This window comes from Nocardia altamirensis NBRC 108246 (genome assembly GCF_001612685.1).
In the GTDB taxonomy this organism is placed as follows: Bacteria; Actinomycetota; Actinomycetes; order Mycobacteriales; family Mycobacteriaceae; genus Nocardia; species Nocardia altamirensis.
Genome location: NZ_BDAY01000111.1, coordinates 1 through 18,318, shown reverse-complemented (window position 1 = coordinate 18,318; position 18,318 = coordinate 1). Strand labels below are relative to the sequence as shown.

Here is an 18,318-nt window from a genome sequence, read left to right as displayed (position 1 = left end):
CGGAATCCGTGACGGCCCTTCGGTACGACCGGTTCCTACTTACTGCTCGCTTCGGCATGCTCGTCGGCGGCACAGGAGTCGGTGTGCGCCTTGGCCCAACGGTAGTCGGGCTTACCCGCAGGGGAACGCTTGATCTCGTCCACGAACCACAGGCTGCGCGGAAGCTTGTACGGGGCAATCTCTTTGATGAGAATCGGGCGCAATTCCGCCAGCGTCGGCCGATTTCCCCCGCGGCACTGCACCACGGCGACCACCCGCTGACCCCAGCGCTCGTCCTCGACACCGACCACAAGCGCGTCGAAGATCTCCGGGTGGGTCTTGAGCGCGCCTTCGACCTCCTCCGGGTAGATCTTCTCGCCACCGCTGTTGATGCTGACCGAACCGCGGCCGAGCATGGTGACGGCGCCGTCCTCCTCGACCCTGGCGAAGTCCCCGGGGATGGCGTAGCGAATCCCGTTGAACTCCTTGAAGGTTGCCGCGGTCTTCGCCTCGTCCTTGTAGTAGCCGAGCGGAATGTGCCCGCTGCGGGCGAGGAGGCCGACCACGCCGGAGCCGGGCTGCACCGGGTTGCCCGCCTCGTCGAGCACCGAGGTGGAGGCGTCGATCTTCACGCGCGGCCCGCCGGTGTGGTTGACGCCCTTGGCGACGATCGACAGGCCGCCGAAGCCGGTCTCCGAGGAGCCGATGGAGTCGGAGATCAGCCGGTTCGGCAGCAGCTCGACGAACTGGTCCTTGAGGGCAGGCGAGAACAGCGCGGCACTGCTGGCCATTACGTAGAGGCTCGAAAGGTCATAGGGCGCATTGGTTTCCGGGTTGCCTTCGATCAGCGCGTCCAGCATCGGCCGCGCCATCGCGTCGCCGGTGATGAAGATGAGGTTGATCTTGTGGCGGTCGATCGCCTGCCACACACCGTGCCCGCTGAACTCGGGCACCATCACGGCCTTTCCGCCGTCGAACAGGCTGTGGAACACCGCGGTCTGCGAGCCACCGTGGATCATCGGCGGGATCGGGAACCGCACCATCTGCGCTCCGCTGCCGTGACCGGTCTTGGACTGGGTCCATTCGTCGTCGATGGGTTCCCCGGTGATGAAGTTGATGCCGCCACCGAGCACCCGCCACCAGTCCTCCTGCCGCCACATCACGCCCTTCGGCAGGCCGGTGGTGCCGCCGGTGTAGAGCATGAAGACGTCGTCGGGCGAGCGCTCGCCGAAGTCGCGTTCGCCGGCCGAGGCCGCAAGCGCCGCCTCGTATTCGACAGAATCCGCTGCGGTGGCGATGGTGCCGGTCGTATCGTCATCGACAACGATCACCGTCTTCAGCTGCGGGGTTTTCGGCCGAACAGCGGCCACCCTTTCGCTGTAGCGGCGCTCGTGGATCAACGCGACCATGTCCGAATTTTCGAAAATATATTGCAACTCGTTCTCGACGTACCGGAAGTTCACGTTGATCATCACGGCCCTGGCCTTGAACACCGCGACCATCGCCTCGACCGCCTCGACGGTGTTGCGCGAGTAGATGCCGACCTTGTCGCCCGGCTGCACGCCGTGTTCGAGCAGGTAGTGAGCCAATTTATTGGCGCGCTCCTCCAGCTGGGCGTAGGTCACCTCACGACCGTCGCCCACGAGCGCGACGCGGTCGGGCATCAGGTCGATGGCGTGTTCGACAAGGTCCGCTATGTTGTAGCTCACAGGCTAAAAATAGAACGTGTTACTGTTCCTGGCAAGGGTCGAACAGTCAGGAGATTCGTCAATGCCACACTGCCTCGTCGAGAAACGCGACCAGGTCCTGATCGTCACGATGAATCGACCGGAGGCGCGCAACGCGCTCTCGGCGGAAATGATGGCGATCATGCGCGATGCCTGGGATCAGGTGGACAGCGATCCGGACATCCGGGTGGCGATCCTGACCGGCGCGGGCGGCGCGTTCTGCGCGGGCGCCGACCTGAAGGCGATGACCGCACAGCATCCCGGCGACTCGTTCGCGGGCGGCGGCTGGGACCTGTCCAAGATCGAGGCATTGCTCAAGGGCCGCAGGCTGACCAAACCGTTGATCGCCGCGGTCGAGGGACCCGCCATCGCGGGCGGCACCGAGATCCTGCAGGGCACCGACATCCGGGTGGCCGGCGAAAGCGCGAAATTCGGTGTCTCCGAAGCACGCTGGGGCCTGTTCCCACTCGGCGGGTCCGCGGTGCGCCTGGTGCGGCAGATTCCCTACACCGTTGCCGCGGACATCCTGCTGACCGGCAGGCACGTCACCGCCGCCGAGGCCAAAGAGATCGGGCTGATCGGGCACGTGGTGCCGGACGGCAGCGCCCTCGACAAGGCACTGGAACTGGCCGCGCAGATCGCCGCCAACGGCCCGCTCGCGGTCCAGGCCATCCTGCGGACCATCAGGGACACCGAGGGCATGCACGAGGAAGAGGCGTTCCAGATCGACGCGAAGCTCGGCATGGCGGTGTTCCGTTCCACCGACGCCAAGGAGGGCCCGAAGGCCTTCGCGGAGAAGCGGAAGCCGACCTTCACCGGCAGCTGACCCCGGAAAGCTGAACGCCCCCGGCACCTTTCGGCACCGGGGGCGACCCCTCGGCGGGCGTCACCGACTGCCCGAGTAATCCATCCAGAACGGCTCCCACTGGTGGCCGTCCGGATCGAGGAAGGTGCGGCTGTACATGCCGACCTGCTCCTCCTGTGCGCGCTTGTCTGCGTTGACCTCTTCGGTGGCGCCGCCGGACAGCGCCGCGTCGGCGAGTGCGTCCACCTCGGCGACGCTCGTCAGCGCCAAACCGTAAGAGGCGCCGGTCTTCTCGGTGGTATCGGCGACCGGCCGCTGACTGAAGGTGGTGAAGAACTGTCTGGTCAGCAGCATCACGCAGATGTTGTCGTCGATCACGATGCAGGCAGCGTTGTCGTCGGAGAACTCCTGGTTGACCTTCCAGCCGACCGCCTCGTAGAACTTCTTCGACCGATTCAGGTCGGCGACGGGGAGGTTGAGAAATATCATCCGGCTGCTCATGTGTCGGTCCCTTTTTCGTAGTCCGCCTGTTTAGTTGCGCACAAATAGAGACGGATCGCGGGGGCTGAATTCATCGGCTGACCCGGGGCTGTGACCGGACGCACGGCGTGACCCGGGCTGATGATCTTGATTCCGCTGGTAGTCGGCATTTGGGTCTGGGATGTGTCGGTGCCCTGTGGCAGGGTGACAACCATGAACGACTTGTCCGGCCAATCCGCCGGCCTCGCTCCCGACGTGCTCGAATCCTTCGAGAAACACCGCCGGGAATTGTGCGCCTACGCCTACCGCATGCTCGGCTCGTCCTTCGAAGCGGAAGACGCGGTCCAGGAAACCTTCACCCGCGCGTGGAAGTCCTACGACTCGTTCGAAGGCCGCGCCAGCCTGCGCTCGTGGCTCTACCGAATCACCACCAACGTCTGCCTGGACATGCTCGACGGCCCGCAGCGGCGAGCCAGGCCGATGGACCTGTCCGGGCCTGCGCGACCGGACTCCCCACTACCCCCGCCCCAGCCGGACTACGTGTGGATCGAACCGATCCCGAATGCACTGGCGTTCGGCGCCGACCCGGCCGAACACGCGTCGGCGAAGGACACGCTGCGGTTGGCGTTCGTCGCCGCCTGCCAACACCTACCCGCCACCCAGCGCGCGATCCTGATCATGCGCGAAGTGCTGCGGTTCTCCGCCAACGAGACCGCGGAGGCGCTCACCATGTCGCCCGCGTCGGTGAACAGCGCGCTGCAGCGGGCCAGGGCCACCATGTCGAAGGTGCAGCCGACCGCTACCGACGACTACGACGAATCCAATGAAGACCAGCGCAAGCTGGTCGACAACTTCGTCAAGGCGTTCGAGGCGTATGACATGGATGCGTTGACTGCGCTGCTGAAAACGGATGTGGCGCTGTCTATGCCGCCGATCGAGTTCTGGTTCTCGGGGCCGGAGAATGTGGCTGCGTTCATGCTTGGGCATGGGAGTGGGTGCCGGGATTCGCGGATGGTTCGGCTCGAAGGGGCGAATGGGCATGCGGCGTTTGGGCATTACAAGCCGAGTGGGGAGCCTGGGGTGTGGGTTCCGTGGTCGATCACGGTGTTGGAGTTGGACGGGGATGCGATTGCTGGGATGAGTTTTTTCCTGGATACGGAGAAGTTGTTTCCGTTGTTCGGGTTGGCTTCGGAGTATCGGGAGGCGGTTTAGGGGTTCCGCCGGGAGGTTTGGTGGAGGAGGAAGTACGGGGTCCGGGAGGTTGGGTAGAGAAGGGCGGACAAGTGCCGGCGGGCTGGGTCCGGGAGGTTGGGTAGGGGTCCGGAAGGGACGTCGTGCCTCTATCGAGGCACAGATGTGGGGCGTGGGTGGCCGGGAGGGCTTGCCTGGCGGCAAGCCCGAGGAACCGCAGCCGTTTTCGGGAATCGTGCTGGTTCCGAGTGCTGCGGATGTCGGGCGTGGATGCAGATCGGGCCAGCGCCACTCGGGGCCAGCGCCACTCGGGGCCAGCGCCACTCGGGGCCAGCGCCACTCGGGGCCAGCGCCACTCGGGGCCAGCGCCACTCGGGGCCAGCGCCACTCGGGGCCAGCGCCACTCGGGGCCAGCGCCACTCGGGGCCAGCGCCACTCGGGGCCAGCGCCACTCGGGGCCAGCGCCACTCGGGCTTGCCTGGCGGCAAGCCCGAGTATCCGCAGCCGCTTCGGGATTCGCGCTGAGTCTGATTGCTACGGACCGGCTCAGGGCGGGGCGTAGCTGCTCTGAGCTGGTCCGGACGCCGGCAGTTCATTGGGCTGCGGCTTCGCACGACATGGGTGCTGAGCACTGCATTCGGCGGGGGTCTCATGGTTGGTCGACCTCCATTGACGGGAGTCAAATGGTTGTCGCGTCTGGTTGGCGGTAGTCAAATGGTTGCAACAGGCGTCACGGCCCGCGCCATTTGACTCCCGTCAACATTCTCGAGATCACTTTCCGGCCCTGAAGGGCCCTCAATCAACCAAACGAACGAACAGCCGCGCCTCTGTCGAGGCACGGCTGAGGGTGGCGGGTGCGGACGCACGGGCGCGATGGCCGATGGGCAAGCCACTAGCCGCAACCATGTCCCGCTCAGTGGCTACGCCCGCTGCGAGCGGGACATGGTGGAGGCGAGACCGGCGTGTCGCCTCCACCATGTCCCGTTCGCGAATCAAGGCCAGCGCCAATGGGACACCGCCGAGGAAAGGGTCCACTCCTCGACCTTGAACCTCTGAGTCCGCACCCCTTCTGCGGATCCGGACTCGTTCTGGGCTCTAGAAGCGGTGCGGATCCGCAGAAGGGGTGCGGATTTGGGTATTTGATCTTGAAGTTGCTCGCGGGGTCGCGTGTTCGCGGTCGAGTGGGCACTGGTGGCGGGGGTTACTCGCGAAATGCCGCCACCAGTGCCCCATGATCTTGTTCCGTTGATCTTGGAGCTATTGGGAGGGGACGTAGCGGTCGCGGAGTTTGCGCTTGTAGAGCTTGCCGTTGGGGTCGCGCGGGAGTTCGGGGAGGTAGTCGACCGATTTGGGCATCTTGTATTTCGCCAATTGGGTTGCGGCGAAGGCCAGGAGCTCGGTGGTGAGGGCGTCGGTGCCTTCGATGCCGGGGGCCGGCTGGACTACAGCCTTCACTTCGGCGCCCCAATCCGGGTGTGGGATGCCGAAGACGGCGACGTCGGCCACCTTCGGGTGGGTGACCAGAACGTTTTCGATCTCGGCGGGGTAGATGTTGACGCCGCCGGAGAGGATCAGGTCGGAGCGGCGGTCGTGCAGGTAGAGGTAGCCGTCCTCGTCCAGATGGCCGATGTCGCCGACGGTGAAGAGGTTGCCGACTCGAGCGTCCTCGGTTTTGGCCTTGTCGTGGTGGTATTCGAAAGTGGAACCACCCATTTGCATGTAGACCAGGCCGGGCTCGCCTGCGGGCAGTTCGGAGCCGTCTTCCTCGCTGAGCACCTTGATGACCGACCACGGCCAGGCCTTACCGACGGAGCCGGGCTTCTGCAGCCATTCGGTGCCGTTGATGACGGTGCCGCCGCCCTCGGTGGCGGCGTAGTACTCGGTGACGGTCGGTCCCCACCATTCGAGCATTTTGCGCTTGGTTTCCGGCGGGCATGGCGCGGCGCCGTGAATCATGCTGCGCAGGGAGGACATGTCGTATTTGGCACGCACCTCCTCGGGCAGCGCGAGCAGACGATGGAACTGGGTGGGGACCATGTGGCTGTGTGTCACGCGGTACTTGTCGATCAACCGGAGCATGTCCTCGGCGTCCCAGCGGTCCATCAGAATGAGCTTGTGCGCCAGCTGAATCGAGATGGTGGCGTAGTTCAGCACCGCGGTGTGATACAGCGGTGAGCCGCAGATGTGCACGTGATTGTCGTACGGCGCCAGCTCGAACAGGCCGAAGAACGCCATCGTGTGCGGCGGAACAACATCCGGGTTGGCGCCGGTGAGCGGGCGGCGAACACCCTTGGGGCGACCGGTGGTTCCGGAGGTGTAGAGCATCGGGGCGCCGGTGCTGCGGTCGGACGGGCGTCCGGTGTCGGCGGCGCCGAGCCAGGCGACGGATTTGAAGCCGTCGATCTCGCCGACTGAAAAGCGTGCTGCTGCAGGCAGTTTCGCCTCATCGGCGGCGGCGGTCGCGGTGGCGGCGAAGCGGTCGCTGGCCAGGAATGCCTTCGCCTCGCTGTCCTGCAGGATGTAGGCGACCTCGGGGCCGGTGAGATGCCAGTTGACCGCGACGATGTAGAGCCCGGCCTGGTACGCCGCGAAGTAGGCGGCGATCGCCTCTACGCAGTTGTGCACCATGCTGACCAGCACGTCGCCGGTTTCCAGGCCGAGACCGCGCAGGCCGGTGGCGTAGCGGTCGGCCAACGTGGCCAATTCGCGATACGACACCTCCCGGCCCGCCGGATCGACCATGGCGATCCGATCGGGTTCGGCTTCGGCGATGTTCCACAGACCGAGAATTTGCACTGACTCCTGCGCCGTCATAGCTTTGAATCTAGAACGTGTTCTACATATCGACAAGGGGCGCGAGGCGATGTAATTGCGCAACGTCGGGAACCGACACGAGCAACATGGTGACGCCTGCCGCCGACCAGACGCCGAGTTGCTTACGGACATGTTCCTCGTCGCCGATGATCGCCGTATCCAAAATCAGCTCATCCGGCACCACCGCGGCGGCTTCGGCCTTCTTGCCGGACAGGAACAGCCTGCTGATCTCGTCGACCTCACGCTCGTAACCCATGCGCCGGTAGACCTGGGCGTGGAAGTTCTGCTCCGGTGCGCCCATGCCGCCGATGTAGAGCGACATGATCCAGCGCATCTTCTCGAGCTCACTCTTCGGATCGTCGGTGATCACCACCTGACAACTCGCGGCAATCTCGAAGTCCGCGCGCGACCGGCGTGCACCTGCTCTGGCGAAGCCCTCGTCGAGCCAATCGTTGTACATGTTCGCCAGGCGTGGCGCGTAGTAGATCGCGAGCCAGCCGTCGGCGATCTCCGCGGTGAGCGCCACGTTCTTCGGGCCTTCCGCGCCGAGCCAGATCGGCAAATCCGCACGTAGTGGGTGCACGATCGGCTTGAGCGGCTTGCCGAGTCCGGTCGAGCCCGGACCCCGATAGGGCAGCGGGTAGCTCGGTCCGTCATTGGTGACCGGCGCCTCGCGTTCGAGGATGCGGCGGATGATCCCGACGTATTCGCGGGTCCGCTGCAACGGCTTGGCGAACGGCTGGCCGTACCAGCCTTCGACCACTTGCGGCCCGGAAACGCCCAGGCCGAGGATGGCCCGGCCGCCGCTGAGGTGATCCAGCGTGAGCGCGTGCATGGCGGTCGCGGCGGGCGTGCGGGCCGACATCTGCACGACGGAGGTACCGAGGCGCACCCGCTCTGTCGACGACCCCCACCAGGTCAGCGGGCCGAATGCGTCCGAGCCCCACGACTCCGCGGCGAACACGGCGTCGAACCCGGCCTCCTCGGCCGCGACCACCAACTCGCCCGCATTGTGCGGCGGCTGCGCCATCCAGTACCCGAGTTGCAATCCGAACTTCATGCGTGACCTCTTTCCAACCATCCGAGCCCGATTTGCGGCGCTCTCCCAAGCCTGTCACCGGCACCGCACCTTGCCAGCAGAATAAGAACCTGTTCTACTCGACATTGTGACTCAGGGGAATACCGCATCCGGCGTAATCGCGGATGAGAGAGGGTCGGATTTGAACACCGCACCTGATGTACTCAGCGCGCCCCTGCGGGTGCGATTCGACTACACACGGTCCGTCGGGCCGACGATCGGTACGTTTCTCACCAACCTGCGCGCCAGGAAGCTCGTCGGCATACGCGGGTCGGACGGACGAGTGCTGGTGCCGCCGCCGGAGTACGACCCGGTGACGTCCGCGGCGCTGACCGAGTTCGTCGATGTCGCCGAGACCGGCACCGTCGAATCGTGGACCTGGGTGCGCGAGCCGCTGCCCGGCCAGCCTTTCGATCGACCGTTCGCCTGGGCGCTGATCAAACTGGACGGCGCGGACACCGCATTGCTGCATGCCGTCGACGTCGCTGAGCCCGAGGACATCCAGACCGGCATGCGGGTGGTCGTCCGGTGGGCCGCGGAGACCACCGGAAGCATCCACGACATCGCCTGCTTCGAGCCGGGCGAAAAGTCTTCCACGCCAGTGACATCCGCTGCGAGCACCGATGAACCGATCACCATTATCATCACGCCGGTCGACCTCGCGTACAAGCACACCGCGTCCCCGCAGGAGACCGTTTACCTGCGCGGACTGGCCGAGGGCAAGCTGCTCGGCGGCCGCACCGACGCCGCAGGCAAGGTCTACTTCCCGCCGCGCGGCGCCAACCCGACCGACGGCAGGCCGACCGACGAGGTCGTCGAACTGCCCGACCGCGGCACGGTCACCACGTTCTGCATCGTGAACGTGCCGTTCCTCGGCCAGCGGATCAAGCCGCCGTACGTGGCCGCCTACGTGCTGCTCGACGGTGCGGACATTCCGGTGCTGCATCTCGTACTCGGTTGCGAGGCAAGCGAAGTCCGGATGGGCATGCGGGTGGAAGCCGTGTGGAAGCCGCGCGAGGAGTGGGGCTTCGGCCTGGAGAACGTCGACCACTTCCGCCCGTCCGGCGAACCGGATGCCGACTACGAGACCTACAAGCACCACCTCTGAGAGAGGCGACCGTTGACTGACAACGCCACCGACATCGCGGTCGTGGGATTCGCCCACGCACCGCACGTGCCGGAAACCTTCGGCACCACCAACGGTGTGGAGATGCTGGTGCCCTGTTTCCAGCAGCTGTACAGCCAGTTGGGCATCACCAAGTCCGATATCGACTTCTGGTGCTCCGGATCCTCGGATTATCTTGCCGGACGCGCCTTTTCGTTCATCAGCGCGATCGATGCGATCGGCGCGGTGCCGCCGATCAACGAATCGCACGTGGAAATGGACGCCGCGTGGGCGCTATACGAGGCGTGGGTGAAACTCCGCTCGGGACAGGCGAAGACCGCGCTGGTGTACGGCTTCGGTAAATCGTCGGCGGGCACGCTGCGTCAGGTCCTCACCATGCAGCTCGATCCGTACCTGGTGACCCCGCTGTGGCCGGACGCGTGGTCCATCGCCGGTCTGCAGGCCAGGGCCGGGCTCGACGCGGGCCGCTGGACCGAGCGCGATATGGCGGCGGTGGCCGCAGGCGCCGATGGTGACATCGAAAGTCTGCTCGGCACACCCTATGTCGCTGATCCGCTGCGCGCGCACGATGTCGCACCGATCACCGACGGCGCCGCCGCGGTGGTGCTCGCGATGGGTGATCGCGCCCGCGAACTCTGCGAGCGTCCCGCGTGGATCACCGGCATGGCCCATCGGGTGGACACCCCGGTGCTCGGCGCCCGCGATCTCACCATCTCCCCCTCCACTTCCGCTGCCGCACAGGCGGTTACCGGCGGCGACGCGAGCGGCTTCGACATCGCTGAACTGCACGCGCCGTTCAGCCACCAGCAGCTGATCCTCGCGGAGGCGATCGGCCTGGCGAACGGCACCAAGGTCAATCCGTCGGGCGGCGCGCTCGCGGCCAATCCGATGTTCGCCGCTGGTCTCGAGCGCATCGGGTTCGCGGCAAAGGCGATCATGGCCGGCGACGCGAATCGTGCACTGGCCCATGCCACCAGCGGGCCCGCGCTGCAGCAGAACCTTGTGACTGTCTTGGAATCGGAGGCGACCCGATGAGTGTCCCGGCTGCGGTGCTCGGCACCGGACAGACCCATCACGTGACGAAACGTACCGACGTATCGATGGCGGGCATGTGTCGCGAGGCGATCGATCGCGCGCTCGATGACGCAGGCCTCACCATCGCCGATATCGACGCGGTCGTGGTCGGCAAGGCGCCCGACCTGTTCGAGGGCGTCATGATGCCCGAGCTGTATATGGCAGATGCGTTGGGCGCCAGCGGAAAACCGCTGTTGCGCGTGCACACCGCCGGTTCCGTCGGCGGCTCGACCGGCGTGGTCGCGGCCAACCTGGTGCAGGCCGGGGTGCACAAGCGCGTGCTCGCGATCGCCTGGGAAAAGCAGTCGGAGTCGAATGCCATGTGGGCGTTGTCGATTCCGGTTCCCTTCACCATGCCGGTCGGCGCGGGCGCCGGCGGCTACTTCGCACCGCACGTGCGCTCCTACATCCGACGCTCGAATGCCCCGAGCCACATCGGCGCGATGGTCGCGGTCAAGGATCGCCGCAACGGCGCGAAGAACCCGCACGCGCACCTGAAGCAGCCCGACATCACGCTGGAATCGGTGCTGGCCTCCCAGATGCTCTGGGACCCTATCCGTTTCGACGAAACCTGCCCCTCCTCCGACGGCGCGTGCGCCATCGTGATCGGCGACGAAGACGCGGCCGCCGCGGTCGAGGCGACCGGCAAGAAGGTCGCGTGGGTGCACGGCACCGCGATGCGGACCGAGCCGACCACCTACGCCGGACGCGACCAGGTCAATCCGCAGGCCGGGCGCGACGCGGCCACCGCGCTGTGGCAGGCGGCCGGAATCTCCGACCCGCTCACCGAGATCGACGTCGCCGAGATCTACGTGCCGTTCTCCTGGTTCGAGCCGATGTGGCTGGAGAACCTCGGCTTCGTGCCGCAGGGCGACGGTTGGAAGCTGACCGACAAGGGTGAGACCGAGATCGGCGGCATTCTGCCGGTCAACCCGTCCGGCGGGGTGTTGTCCTCGAATCCGATCGGAGCGTCCGGGCTCATTCGTTTCGCCGAGGCGGCAAAGCAGGTGATGGGCCGGGCGGGCGCGTATCAGGTCGACGGCGCGCAGAAGGCACTCGGACACGCCTATGGTGGCGGCTCCCAGTACTTCTCCATGTGGGTCGTCGGCTCGACGAAGCCGAGCTGACATGAGTCCACTGAAGTTCACGCTGGGGATCGCGCTCAGCCCGCTGGATCAGCTGACGGAGTTGGCGAAGACCGCAGAAGAGTGCGGGTTCTCGTCGATCGCACTCCCCGATTCGTTGTTCTACATGCAGTCCGCGGCGGCGAAGTATCCGTACACCGCTGACGGCAGCCGGTTTTGGGGCCCGGAGACGCCGTGGGTCGATCCGCTGATCGGGGCGACGGCGATGGCGGTGGCGACCAGTCGGATTCGGTTCTACACCAACGTGCTCAAGCTCGGGTCGCGCAATCCGTTGCTGCTGGCCAGGCAGGTCGGGTCGGTCGCCGCGATGTCGGGGAACCGCTTCGGGTTCGGCGTCGGAATCGGCTGGGCGCCGGAGGAATTCGAGTGGTGCGGGGTGCCTTACGCTCGGCGCGGCGCCCGGGTCGACGAGATGATCGAGGTCATCAAGCTGGTGCTCGGCGGCGGCATGGTCGAATACCACGGCGAGTTCTTCGACTTCGATCCGTTGCAGGTCAGCCCGGCGCCGACCGAGCCGGTGCCGTTCTACATCGGCGGCCACACCGAGGTGGCGCTGCGCCGGGCCGCCCGGGTCGGCGACGGCTGGGCCTCAGCGATGATGACCTATGACGAGCTGTGCCGCACCATCGGCAAGCTCGACGCACTGCGCGCTGAATTCGGCCGTGGCACCGACCCGTTCGAGATCCAGGCCGTGTGCGTCGACCGGTTCGGGCGCGCGGGCTACCAGGACCTGGCCGACGCGGGCGTGACGGACGCGATCGTCATTCCTTGGCTCGCCGAAGGCATCGGCTTCGACGGCGAGCTTGCCGCCAAACAGGACTCGCTGCGCCGATTCGCCGCGGCGCACATCGAAGATCCCATTGTCGCGGAGGTAGCAAAGTGACCACCACCACCGATCATCCGGCCAGGACGGCAGGGCTCGCGTCGCAGGCCGCGGTCCGGGCCAGGGACAAGGACGCGTGGGTCGCGTTGTTCGCCGAGGACGGGATCGTCGAAGATCCCATCGGCCCTTCGGGTTTCGACCCGGAGGGTAAGGGCCATCGCGGCAAGGAGGCGATCGCCGCGTTCTGGGACAAGGCGATCGCGCAGACCGAGTTGATCGAATTCCTTTTCACCGACTCGTTCGCGTGCGGCAACGAGATCGCCTTCACCGGCACCATCCGCAGCACGCTCGGCGGTCATCAGATCGACGCCGACGGCGTATTCACCTACCGGGTCGACGATTCCGGCAAGATCGCCGCGCTGCGCGCCTTCTGGGAAGTGGACCGCGCGATGGCCACCGCGAAGAAGATCAGCTGAGCAGACCTGCAGGCGAAGGGCCCTCGATCCGGCTGGGACTACCGGAGCGAGGGCCCTTGTCGTGTGCTCAGCGCGCGACGGTTTTGTAGTCGACCGGGAATTCCTTGATGCCGTTGAGCCAGCCGGAACGCAGCCGCTTCGGGTCGCCGACCTTGGTGATGTCGGGCAGGTGATCGGCAATCGCGTTGAAGATCAGGTCGACCTCGAGCCTGGCCAGGTTCGCGCCGACACAGAAGTGCGCGCCGGTGCCGCCGAAGGACAAGTGCTGGTTGTCCTTTCGCATGATGTCGAACTGCTCCGGGTGCTCGAACACGTCCTCGTCGAAGTTGGCCGACCGGTACAGCATGACCAGCCGCTCGCCCTTCTTGATCTGCACGCCGCCGAGCTCGGTGTCCTCCAGCGCGGTCCGCTGGAACGAGGTGACCGGGGTGGCCCAGCGGATGATCTCGTCGGCGGCGGTGGCCGGGCGCTCCTTCTTGAAGAGCTCCCACTGCTCCGGGTGTTCCATGAAGGCGTTCATGCCGTGCGTGATGGCGTTGCGGGTCGTCTCGTTGCCCGCGACGGCCAGCATGATCACGAAGAAGCCGAACTCTTCCTCGCTGAGCTTGTCACCGTCGACGTCGGCTTCGATCAGCGTGGTGACGAGGTCGTTGGCCGGACACTCCTTGCGCGCGGCGGCCATTTGGTATGCGTAACCGAGGATTTCGGCCGAGGCCATGACCGGATCGGCGTCGTTGTCTGGGTCGTCGTAGCCGGTCATGTCGTTGGACCAGGTGAAGACCTTCATCCGATCTTCCTGCGGGACACCGATCAGCTCGGCGATGGCCTGCAGCGGCAGTTCACAGGCGATCTGCGCGACGAAGTCGCCGGTCCCCGATTCGGCGGCGGCCTTGACGATCTGCTCGGCGCGTGCCGAAAGTTCGGCGCGCAGACCGTTGATCGCGCGCGGGGTGAAGCCGCGGGAAATGATCTTCCGCAGTTTTGTGTGCTCGGGGGCGTCCTTGTTGATCAGGACGAACCGCTGCAGTTCGATCTGCTCGCGGGTGATGTCGTCGTTGAAGCGCGGGATGGCGGTGTTCTCGTAGGTGGAGAACACCTCGCTGCGCCGGGACACCTCTTTGACATCGGCGTGCTTGCTGACGACCCAGAAGCCTTCGTCATGGAAGCCACTGACCTCGGGCGGCTGCGGGTTCCACCAGATCGGGGCGGTGCGACGTAGCTCGGCGAACTCTTCGACCGGAACACGCTCGGCATAGATGTCCGGGTCCGTGACGTCGAATCCGTCCGGCAGATTCGGCCGGATATTCCGAGGATCTACCACCAGATGCCTCCTTCGACAAACTGAAACACGTTCTATAATCATTGAAGCATAGGCGGCAGTATGAGGAAAGAAACCGGACAGAACCGCCTTCGATCACCCTCATGAACTCGTTCCAGTTTTCTGTCCCACACGAAAGGTTGGACATGGGCACACCCGTCATCGTCGAGGCCGCGCGCACCCCCATCGGCAAACGCGGCGGCTGGCTCGCCGGCCTGCACGCCGCCGAGCTGCTCGGCGTGGCCCAGCGCGGACTGCTCGAACGGGCCCACCTGGATCCGGCACTGGTCGAACAGGTCATCGGCGGCTGCGTCACCCAGGCGGGTGAGCAGTCCAACAACGTGACCCGCGTCGCGTGGCTGCACGCCGGACTGCCGTGGCAGGTCGGCGCGACCACCATCGATGCGCAGTGCGGCTCCGCGCAGCAGGCGAACCATCTCATCGCCGGACTGATCGCGACCGGCGCCATCGACATCGGCATGGCCTGCGGCATCGAGGCGATGAGCCGGGTTCCCCTCGGCGCCAACGTCGGCGAGAATGCCGGGCCACGCAGGCCCGCGTCCTGGAGCATCGACCTGCCGAATCAATTCGAGGCGGCCGAGCGGATTGCCAAGCGGCGCGGTATCACTCGCGCCGACGTCGACGAGTTCGGCGCGCGCTCGCAGCGCCTGGCCGGGCAGGCATGGGCCGAGGGGCGCTTCGATCGCGAGGTGCTCACGGTCACCGCGCCCGCCGTCGACAAAGCAGGCGCGTTGACCGGCGAAAAGCTTGATGTATCACGGGATCAGGGCCTGCGGGAGACCACCCTCGAAGGTCTCGCCAAGCTGAAGCCGGTGCTCGACGGCGGCATCCACACCGCGGGCAGCTCCTCGCAGATTTCCGACGGCGCCGCGGCCGTGCTGCTGATGGACGAGGCCGCCGCGCAGCGCGCAGGCCTGCGGCCGAGGGCACGGATCGTGACCCAGGTCTTGGTCGGCGGTGAGCCGGAGTTCCATCTCGACGGCCCGGTGCAGGCCTGCAGCCGCCTGTTGGAGCGGTCGGGGATGGCCATCGGAGACATCGACCTGTTCGAGATCAACGAGGCGTTCGCGTCGGTGGCACTGTCGTGGGCCTCGGTGCATCAACCGGACATGGATCGGGTGAACGTGAACGGCGGCGCGATCGCGCTCGGCCATCCAGTGGGCTCGACTGGATCCCGGCTCATCACAACGGCTTTGCACGAACTGGAGCGAACGGGCCGCAGCACCGCGATGGTGCTGATGTGTGCCGGTGGCGCAATGGCGACAGGGACCATCATCGAACGGCTATAGGGCGTTCAACCGCCCGAAACCGGCTTGTTGAACGTTCATCCCCCAGGCCCAAAAACGTGTCGTACGCCACACATTGACGAGGTCGAAGAACTAGATGACTTGTCAGCTATCTTTCCGCTATCATGGATGGCGTGGGCAAGACCTCCAGGACGGGCCAGAACTGGCCCGTACCTCGGCTTCTCGAGAGCCGTTGGGGTGACCCGCAAACGCGACGGTCCCAGTACCTTCGCCCGACCGGCACCTAGAAGCTTCAAGGAAATCCGGAATCAGGCGTAGGTTTTCAGTTACTGAGCCGCTAATATCAATGATACGTATCCGAGATAACGACTGTTAGTACAGCGAAGGGAATTGGGCGGCTCACAATGGCTGATTTCGCGGCGCGGCTGAACAAGCTGTTCGAAACCGTGCATCCCCCGGGGCGTAAGCCGCACACCAACGCGGAGGTTGCGGCTGCGTTGACGGCCTCCGGACATCCGATCTCGAAACCGTACCTGTCGCAGTTGCGGTCGGGACAACGGACGAACCCGTCCGATGAGACGGTGGCCGCCCTGGCGAAGTTCTTCAAGGTCAAGCCGGACTACTTCTTCAACGACATCTATGCCGCCAAGATCGACCACGATCTGGAGTTGCTGTCCCAGCTGCAGGGCTACGGACTGCGACGGCTGTCGAGTAGAGCGTTCGACCTGTCCGAAGAATCTCAGAACCTACTCACCTCCATGGCGGAGAAGTTGCGGGCAAGTGAAGGCTTGCCCGAAATTCCTCCGGATGGCACCGAATAGGCTCAGGTGCACGGAAGCACAGTGCGGCCCGTCAGGGTCGCACTGTGCTGTGTTATGCGCACGCCAGGCGGGGAGATCGGCACGGCGGCTCTGCAGCCGTGCCCAAGAAAAAGGGGGCTCGCACCGAGCGGGTTGCGACGACTAGTGGATCATCCACCAGGATAAGCGTATTCGACGCAGCACGGAGTCCGGCCTTCGCGCCGAGCCGGATTTCCGTGCTGCGTCGAACTGATTGAATACTGAAGCGCCCTACGAGTTTTCCGTCGAGTTGATCACAGCCCGGTGTTGTTGATCACCGACCGGCCCGTTGATCAATTCCGGACCGGCTCTGCGGTTGTCGTGTCATAGGCCCGAGCGATGGCCTGAACCCAACCGCGCGGACTAATCCCCTCCGGCGGAGCAATCCACCGAGCATCGAGCGCCACGTCACCCAACGGGTTTCTCGCCCACTGCGCCACCGTATCCGCGCGGTCGGTGATCGACCGCGGCGGCGGCCCGACCGCGGCGAGCACCACGCCACCACCGGACTGCAGATAGAGCGCGTCCATGATTTGCGCCACCTGGTCGGACGCCTTCAGCTGCGTCGAGCTGCCGGTCTGATCGTGCGCGACCACCTCGGGGAAGCGACCGACCATCATGCGGTGCAACGGCCGAATCTGGCGCAGCAGCACCCGGGCCCGCACCCACAGCTCCACCACGATCCACACCGCACCGAACGCGATGAGCAGGCTCGCCACCTCCCAGACCGGCCACGCCCACGTCGGATTGCCCGGCGGCACCCTGGTCGCGTCGGTGAACTCGCGCCGCACCTGGAGGAACGCGAGAACCGCGACGACCGCGGTGCCCGCGGTGTAGATCGCGATGCCGCGGCCGAGCGTGGTCCAGTCGAGGTTGCGCAGGCCGGTGATCACGACGAACACCGCACCGACGGTGACAACTTCCCAGCCGAAGGTGAACGACCATGCGATGGTCGCGGCGACCGCCGCCAGACCGACGCTGTAGATCACCAGCGCCACCTGGCGCAGGTTCCGCCGGGAGACCACCGGCCAGGCCGCCGACGCCACCACCGAGGTGGCGGTGACGAACGTGATCCAGGCCGAGACCACCACGCCGTCGGAGAGCCAGCCCGCGTGCACGCCGTGCGGCAGCAGGTTGTCGACCGCCACCGCGATCTCGGGGACCGCGACGGTCGCGGCGAGTGCAACGGCGGCGACCGCTACGACAATGGCCACCCGGGCCGTCGTCGCCGGTTTCACCAACACGCGTCCCACCCGCGCCCCGGCAGCCATCCACACCAGAAGAGCGGTCAACCACAAGGTCATCCCAGCGCCTCATCGAATCGAAGGACCGAGACGCCTGCGCCTCGGCTGTTGAACACGCGGAGTCGGGTCATCAGCATGGCGGCGAAGGTCTCGGCCTCCCATTCGGCGAGCTCGTCCGCGCCATCGTCGAGGATCTGCTGGTGCGCCCGCTGACTCAGCATGTAGGCGATCAGATCGTCGCTGGCCTCGAGCGTCACCTCGGGCGCAGGCGCGCCCTCGTGGTCGAACACGATGTGCCCCAACTCATGTGCCAGCGTGTGCTCCCGGCTCGGCAGCCGCTGCGCGAGCACGATCACGTCGCGATCCGGGTAGAGCCTGCGCTGTCCGCACACGCCTGGCCCCAATTGCGCACTGGCGATTTCGATTTCGCGGTGCCGCTCGCTCGCGATCGCCAGCACCACCTCGTCCAGGGTGGTGGCGTCGGAGTCGGCGGCGACCGCGCACACGGCGTCGACCGCCGCCGCGACCCGGCGGTAGGACCGTGACGTACTCTGCGTCTTGCTCTCACTCATGCCTGCACCTCGCTGGCGCTCGGTTTCGGCATGCGCGATGCACGCTGCGTCATGATTCGCTCGCTGCGCTCCCTCATGGCCTGCACCTCGCTGACGCTCGGTTTCGGCATCCGTCGCTCAGTCATGACCTGCCCCTCACGGCCTCGGGAAGAACATGGCACGGGCGGCGTCGACTCTGGCCTGTGCGGCCGCGGCGCCCTGGAAACTGACTACGCCGGAACCGATTCCGGCAAGTCCGAGCGCGAGCAGGCCGCCGATGACGGACAGCAGTTTCGGTTCGGGGAGCAGATCGCTCGCGCTCGTCGGACGCACGGCCGGGTTCGGCGCGGCGGGTGCGGCAAGCACCGGCGGCGGAGCAG

16 protein-coding genes and 1 pseudogene are annotated in these 18,318 nt (G+C 65.9%); 9 read left to right on the top strand and 8 right to left on the bottom strand.

Features of this window, described 5'->3' with window-relative positions; genetic code table 11:
- Window positions 1–35 precede the first annotated feature (35 nt).
- Window positions 36–1,688, bottom strand: coding sequence for an acyl-CoA synthetase (locus tag NA11_RS40170; RefSeq protein WP_069167348.1), 1,653 nt, complete (start codon window positions 1,686–1,688; stop codon window positions 36–38).
- Window positions 1,689–1,749: 61 nt separating this feature from the next.
- Here NA11_RS40170 and NA11_RS40165 point away from each other — a divergent pair, with 61 nt between their 5' ends.
- Entirely contained in the window at window positions 1,750–2,532 is a 783-nt protein-coding gene (locus tag NA11_RS40165) for a crotonase/enoyl-CoA hydratase family protein (protein ID WP_069167347.1), read from the top strand.
- 60 nt (window positions 2,533–2,592) lie between these two features.
- On the opposite strand, the gene NA11_RS40160 is transcribed toward NA11_RS40165, so the two are convergent.
- Complete coding sequence (locus NA11_RS40160) at window positions 2,593–3,012, bottom strand: VOC family protein (protein WP_069167346.1); 420 nt, start codon at window positions 3,010–3,012, stop codon at window positions 2,593–2,595.
- A gap of 192 nt (window positions 3,013–3,204) precedes the next feature.
- Here NA11_RS40160 and NA11_RS40155 point away from each other — a divergent pair, with 192 nt between their 5' ends.
- A complete protein-coding gene (locus tag NA11_RS40155; RefSeq protein WP_069167364.1) occupies window positions 3,205–4,203 on the top strand; it encodes a sigma-70 family RNA polymerase sigma factor in 999 nt (332 codons plus the stop codon).
- A gap of 1,236 nt (window positions 4,204–5,439) precedes the next feature.
- On the opposite strand, the gene NA11_RS40150 is transcribed toward NA11_RS40155, so the two are convergent.
- Both NA11_RS40150 and NA11_RS40145 read right to left on the bottom strand, forming a co-directional pair.
- Window positions 5,440–6,996 (bottom strand): acyl-CoA synthetase, encoded by a 1,557-nt coding sequence (locus tag NA11_RS40150; RefSeq protein ID WP_069167345.1) that lies wholly within the window; start codon window positions 6,994–6,996, stop codon window positions 5,440–5,442.
- A 22-nt stretch (window positions 6,997–7,018) separates the two neighbouring features.
- A complete protein-coding gene (locus NA11_RS40145; protein ID WP_069167344.1) occupies window positions 7,019–8,056 on the bottom strand; it encodes an LLM class F420-dependent oxidoreductase in 1,038 nt (345 codons plus the stop codon).
- Window positions 8,057–8,216: 160 nt separating this feature from the next.
- Here NA11_RS40145 and NA11_RS40140 point away from each other — a divergent pair, with 160 nt between their 5' ends.
- Genes NA11_RS40140 through NA11_RS40120 form a run of 5 tightly spaced genes read left to right on the top strand, consistent with a single transcriptional unit; the run spans window position 8,217 to window position 12,718 of the window.
- Window positions 8,217–9,182 carry a Zn-ribbon domain-containing OB-fold protein gene (locus NA11_RS40140; protein ID WP_069167343.1) on the top strand — a complete coding sequence of 322 codons (966 nt, stop codon included), beginning with the start codon at window positions 8,217–8,219 and terminating at the stop codon, window positions 9,180–9,182.
- Window positions 9,183–9,194: 12 nt separating this feature from the next.
- Entirely contained in the window at window positions 9,195–10,235 is a 1,041-nt protein-coding gene (locus NA11_RS40135) for a thiolase family protein (protein ID WP_069167342.1), read from the top strand.
- Window positions 10,232–11,401: a thiolase family protein gene (locus NA11_RS40130; RefSeq protein ID WP_069167341.1), complete on the top strand. Its 1,170-nt coding sequence runs from the start codon at window positions 10,232–10,234 to the stop codon at window positions 11,399–11,401. Before NA11_RS40135 ends, NA11_RS40130 begins: the two co-directional genes overlap by 4 nt.
- 10 nt (window positions 11,402–11,411) lie before the next feature.
- Complete coding sequence (locus NA11_RS40125; RefSeq protein ID WP_069167363.1) at window positions 11,412–12,302, top strand: TIGR03619 family F420-dependent LLM class oxidoreductase; 891 nt, start codon at window positions 11,412–11,414, stop codon at window positions 12,300–12,302.
- Window positions 12,299–12,718, top strand: a complete 420-nt coding sequence (locus NA11_RS40120) for a nuclear transport factor 2 family protein (RefSeq protein WP_069167340.1) — start codon at window positions 12,299–12,301, stop codon at window positions 12,716–12,718. Before NA11_RS40125 ends, NA11_RS40120 begins: the two co-directional genes overlap by 4 nt.
- Window positions 12,719–12,785: 67 nt before the next feature.
- Here the strand turns inward: NA11_RS40120 and NA11_RS40115 are convergent, their stop codons facing one another.
- On the bottom strand, window positions 12,786–14,039 hold the full coding sequence (locus NA11_RS40115; RefSeq protein ID WP_069167339.1) for a cytochrome P450: 1,254 nt from the start codon (window positions 14,037–14,039) through the stop codon (window positions 12,786–12,788).
- A gap of 143 nt (window positions 14,040–14,182) precedes the next feature.
- On the opposite strand from NA11_RS40115, the gene NA11_RS40110 reads away from it, so the two are divergent.
- Entirely contained in the window at window positions 14,183–15,346 is a 1,164-nt protein-coding gene (locus NA11_RS40110; RefSeq protein WP_069167362.1) for a steroid 3-ketoacyl-CoA thiolase, read from the top strand.
- A gap of 362 nt (window positions 15,347–15,708) precedes the next feature.
- Window positions 15,709–16,125 carry a helix-turn-helix domain-containing protein gene (locus tag NA11_RS40105; protein WP_011207048.1) on the top strand — a complete coding sequence of 139 codons (417 nt, stop codon included), beginning with the start codon at window positions 15,709–15,711 and terminating at the stop codon, window positions 16,123–16,125.
- 311 nt (window positions 16,126–16,436) lie between these two features.
- Here NA11_RS40105 and NA11_RS40100 read toward each other — a convergent pair whose 3' ends face one another.
- The 3 genes and pseudogenes from NA11_RS40100 to NA11_RS46075 form a co-directional block, all read right to left on the bottom strand.
- Entirely contained in the window at window positions 16,437–17,447 is a 1,011-nt protein-coding gene (locus NA11_RS40100; RefSeq protein WP_069167338.1) for a hypothetical protein, read from the bottom strand.
- On the bottom strand, window positions 17,444–17,959 hold the full coding sequence (locus NA11_RS40095) for an ImmA/IrrE family metallo-endopeptidase (protein WP_069167337.1): 516 nt from the start codon (window positions 17,957–17,959) through the stop codon (window positions 17,444–17,446). The genes NA11_RS40100 and NA11_RS40095 overlap by 4 nt, the downstream gene beginning before the upstream one ends.
- Window positions 17,960–18,094: 135 nt before the next feature.
- Window positions 18,095–18,318 (bottom strand): annotated as a pseudogene (locus NA11_RS46075) (cell surface protein); the annotation flags it as partial.

Coding starts and splice junctions, on each gene's coding strand:
- NA11_RS40150 (WP_069167345.1), bottom strand. CDS start 6,996: ATGACGGCGCAGGAGTCAGTGCAAATTCTCGGTCTGTGGAACATCGCC.
- NA11_RS40110 (WP_069167362.1), top strand. CDS start 14,183: ATGGGCACACCCGTCATCGTCGAGGCCGCGCGCACCCCCATCGGCAAA.
- NA11_RS40100 (WP_069167338.1), bottom strand. CDS start 17,447: ATGACCTTGTGGTTGACCGCTCTTCTGGTGTGGATGGCTGCCGGGGCG.
- NA11_RS40160 (WP_069167346.1), bottom strand. CDS start 3,012: ATGAGCAGCCGGATGATATTTCTCAACCTCCCCGTCGCCGACCTGAAT.
- NA11_RS40105 (WP_011207048.1), top strand. CDS start 15,709: ATGGCTGATTTCGCGGCGCGGCTGAACAAGCTGTTCGAAACCGTGCAT.
- NA11_RS40155 (WP_069167364.1), top strand. CDS start 3,205: ATGAACGACTTGTCCGGCCAATCCGCCGGCCTCGCTCCCGACGTGCTC.
- NA11_RS40165 (WP_069167347.1), top strand. CDS start 1,750: ATGCCACACTGCCTCGTCGAGAAACGCGACCAGGTCCTGATCGTCACG.
- NA11_RS40130 (WP_069167341.1), top strand. CDS start 10,232: ATGAGTGTCCCGGCTGCGGTGCTCGGCACCGGACAGACCCATCACGTG.
- NA11_RS40145 (WP_069167344.1), bottom strand. CDS start 8,056: ATGAAGTTCGGATTGCAACTCGGGTACTGGATGGCGCAGCCGCCGCAC.
- NA11_RS40095 (WP_069167337.1), bottom strand. CDS start 17,959: ATGAGTGAGAGCAAGACGCAGAGTACGTCACGGTCCTACCGCCGGGTC.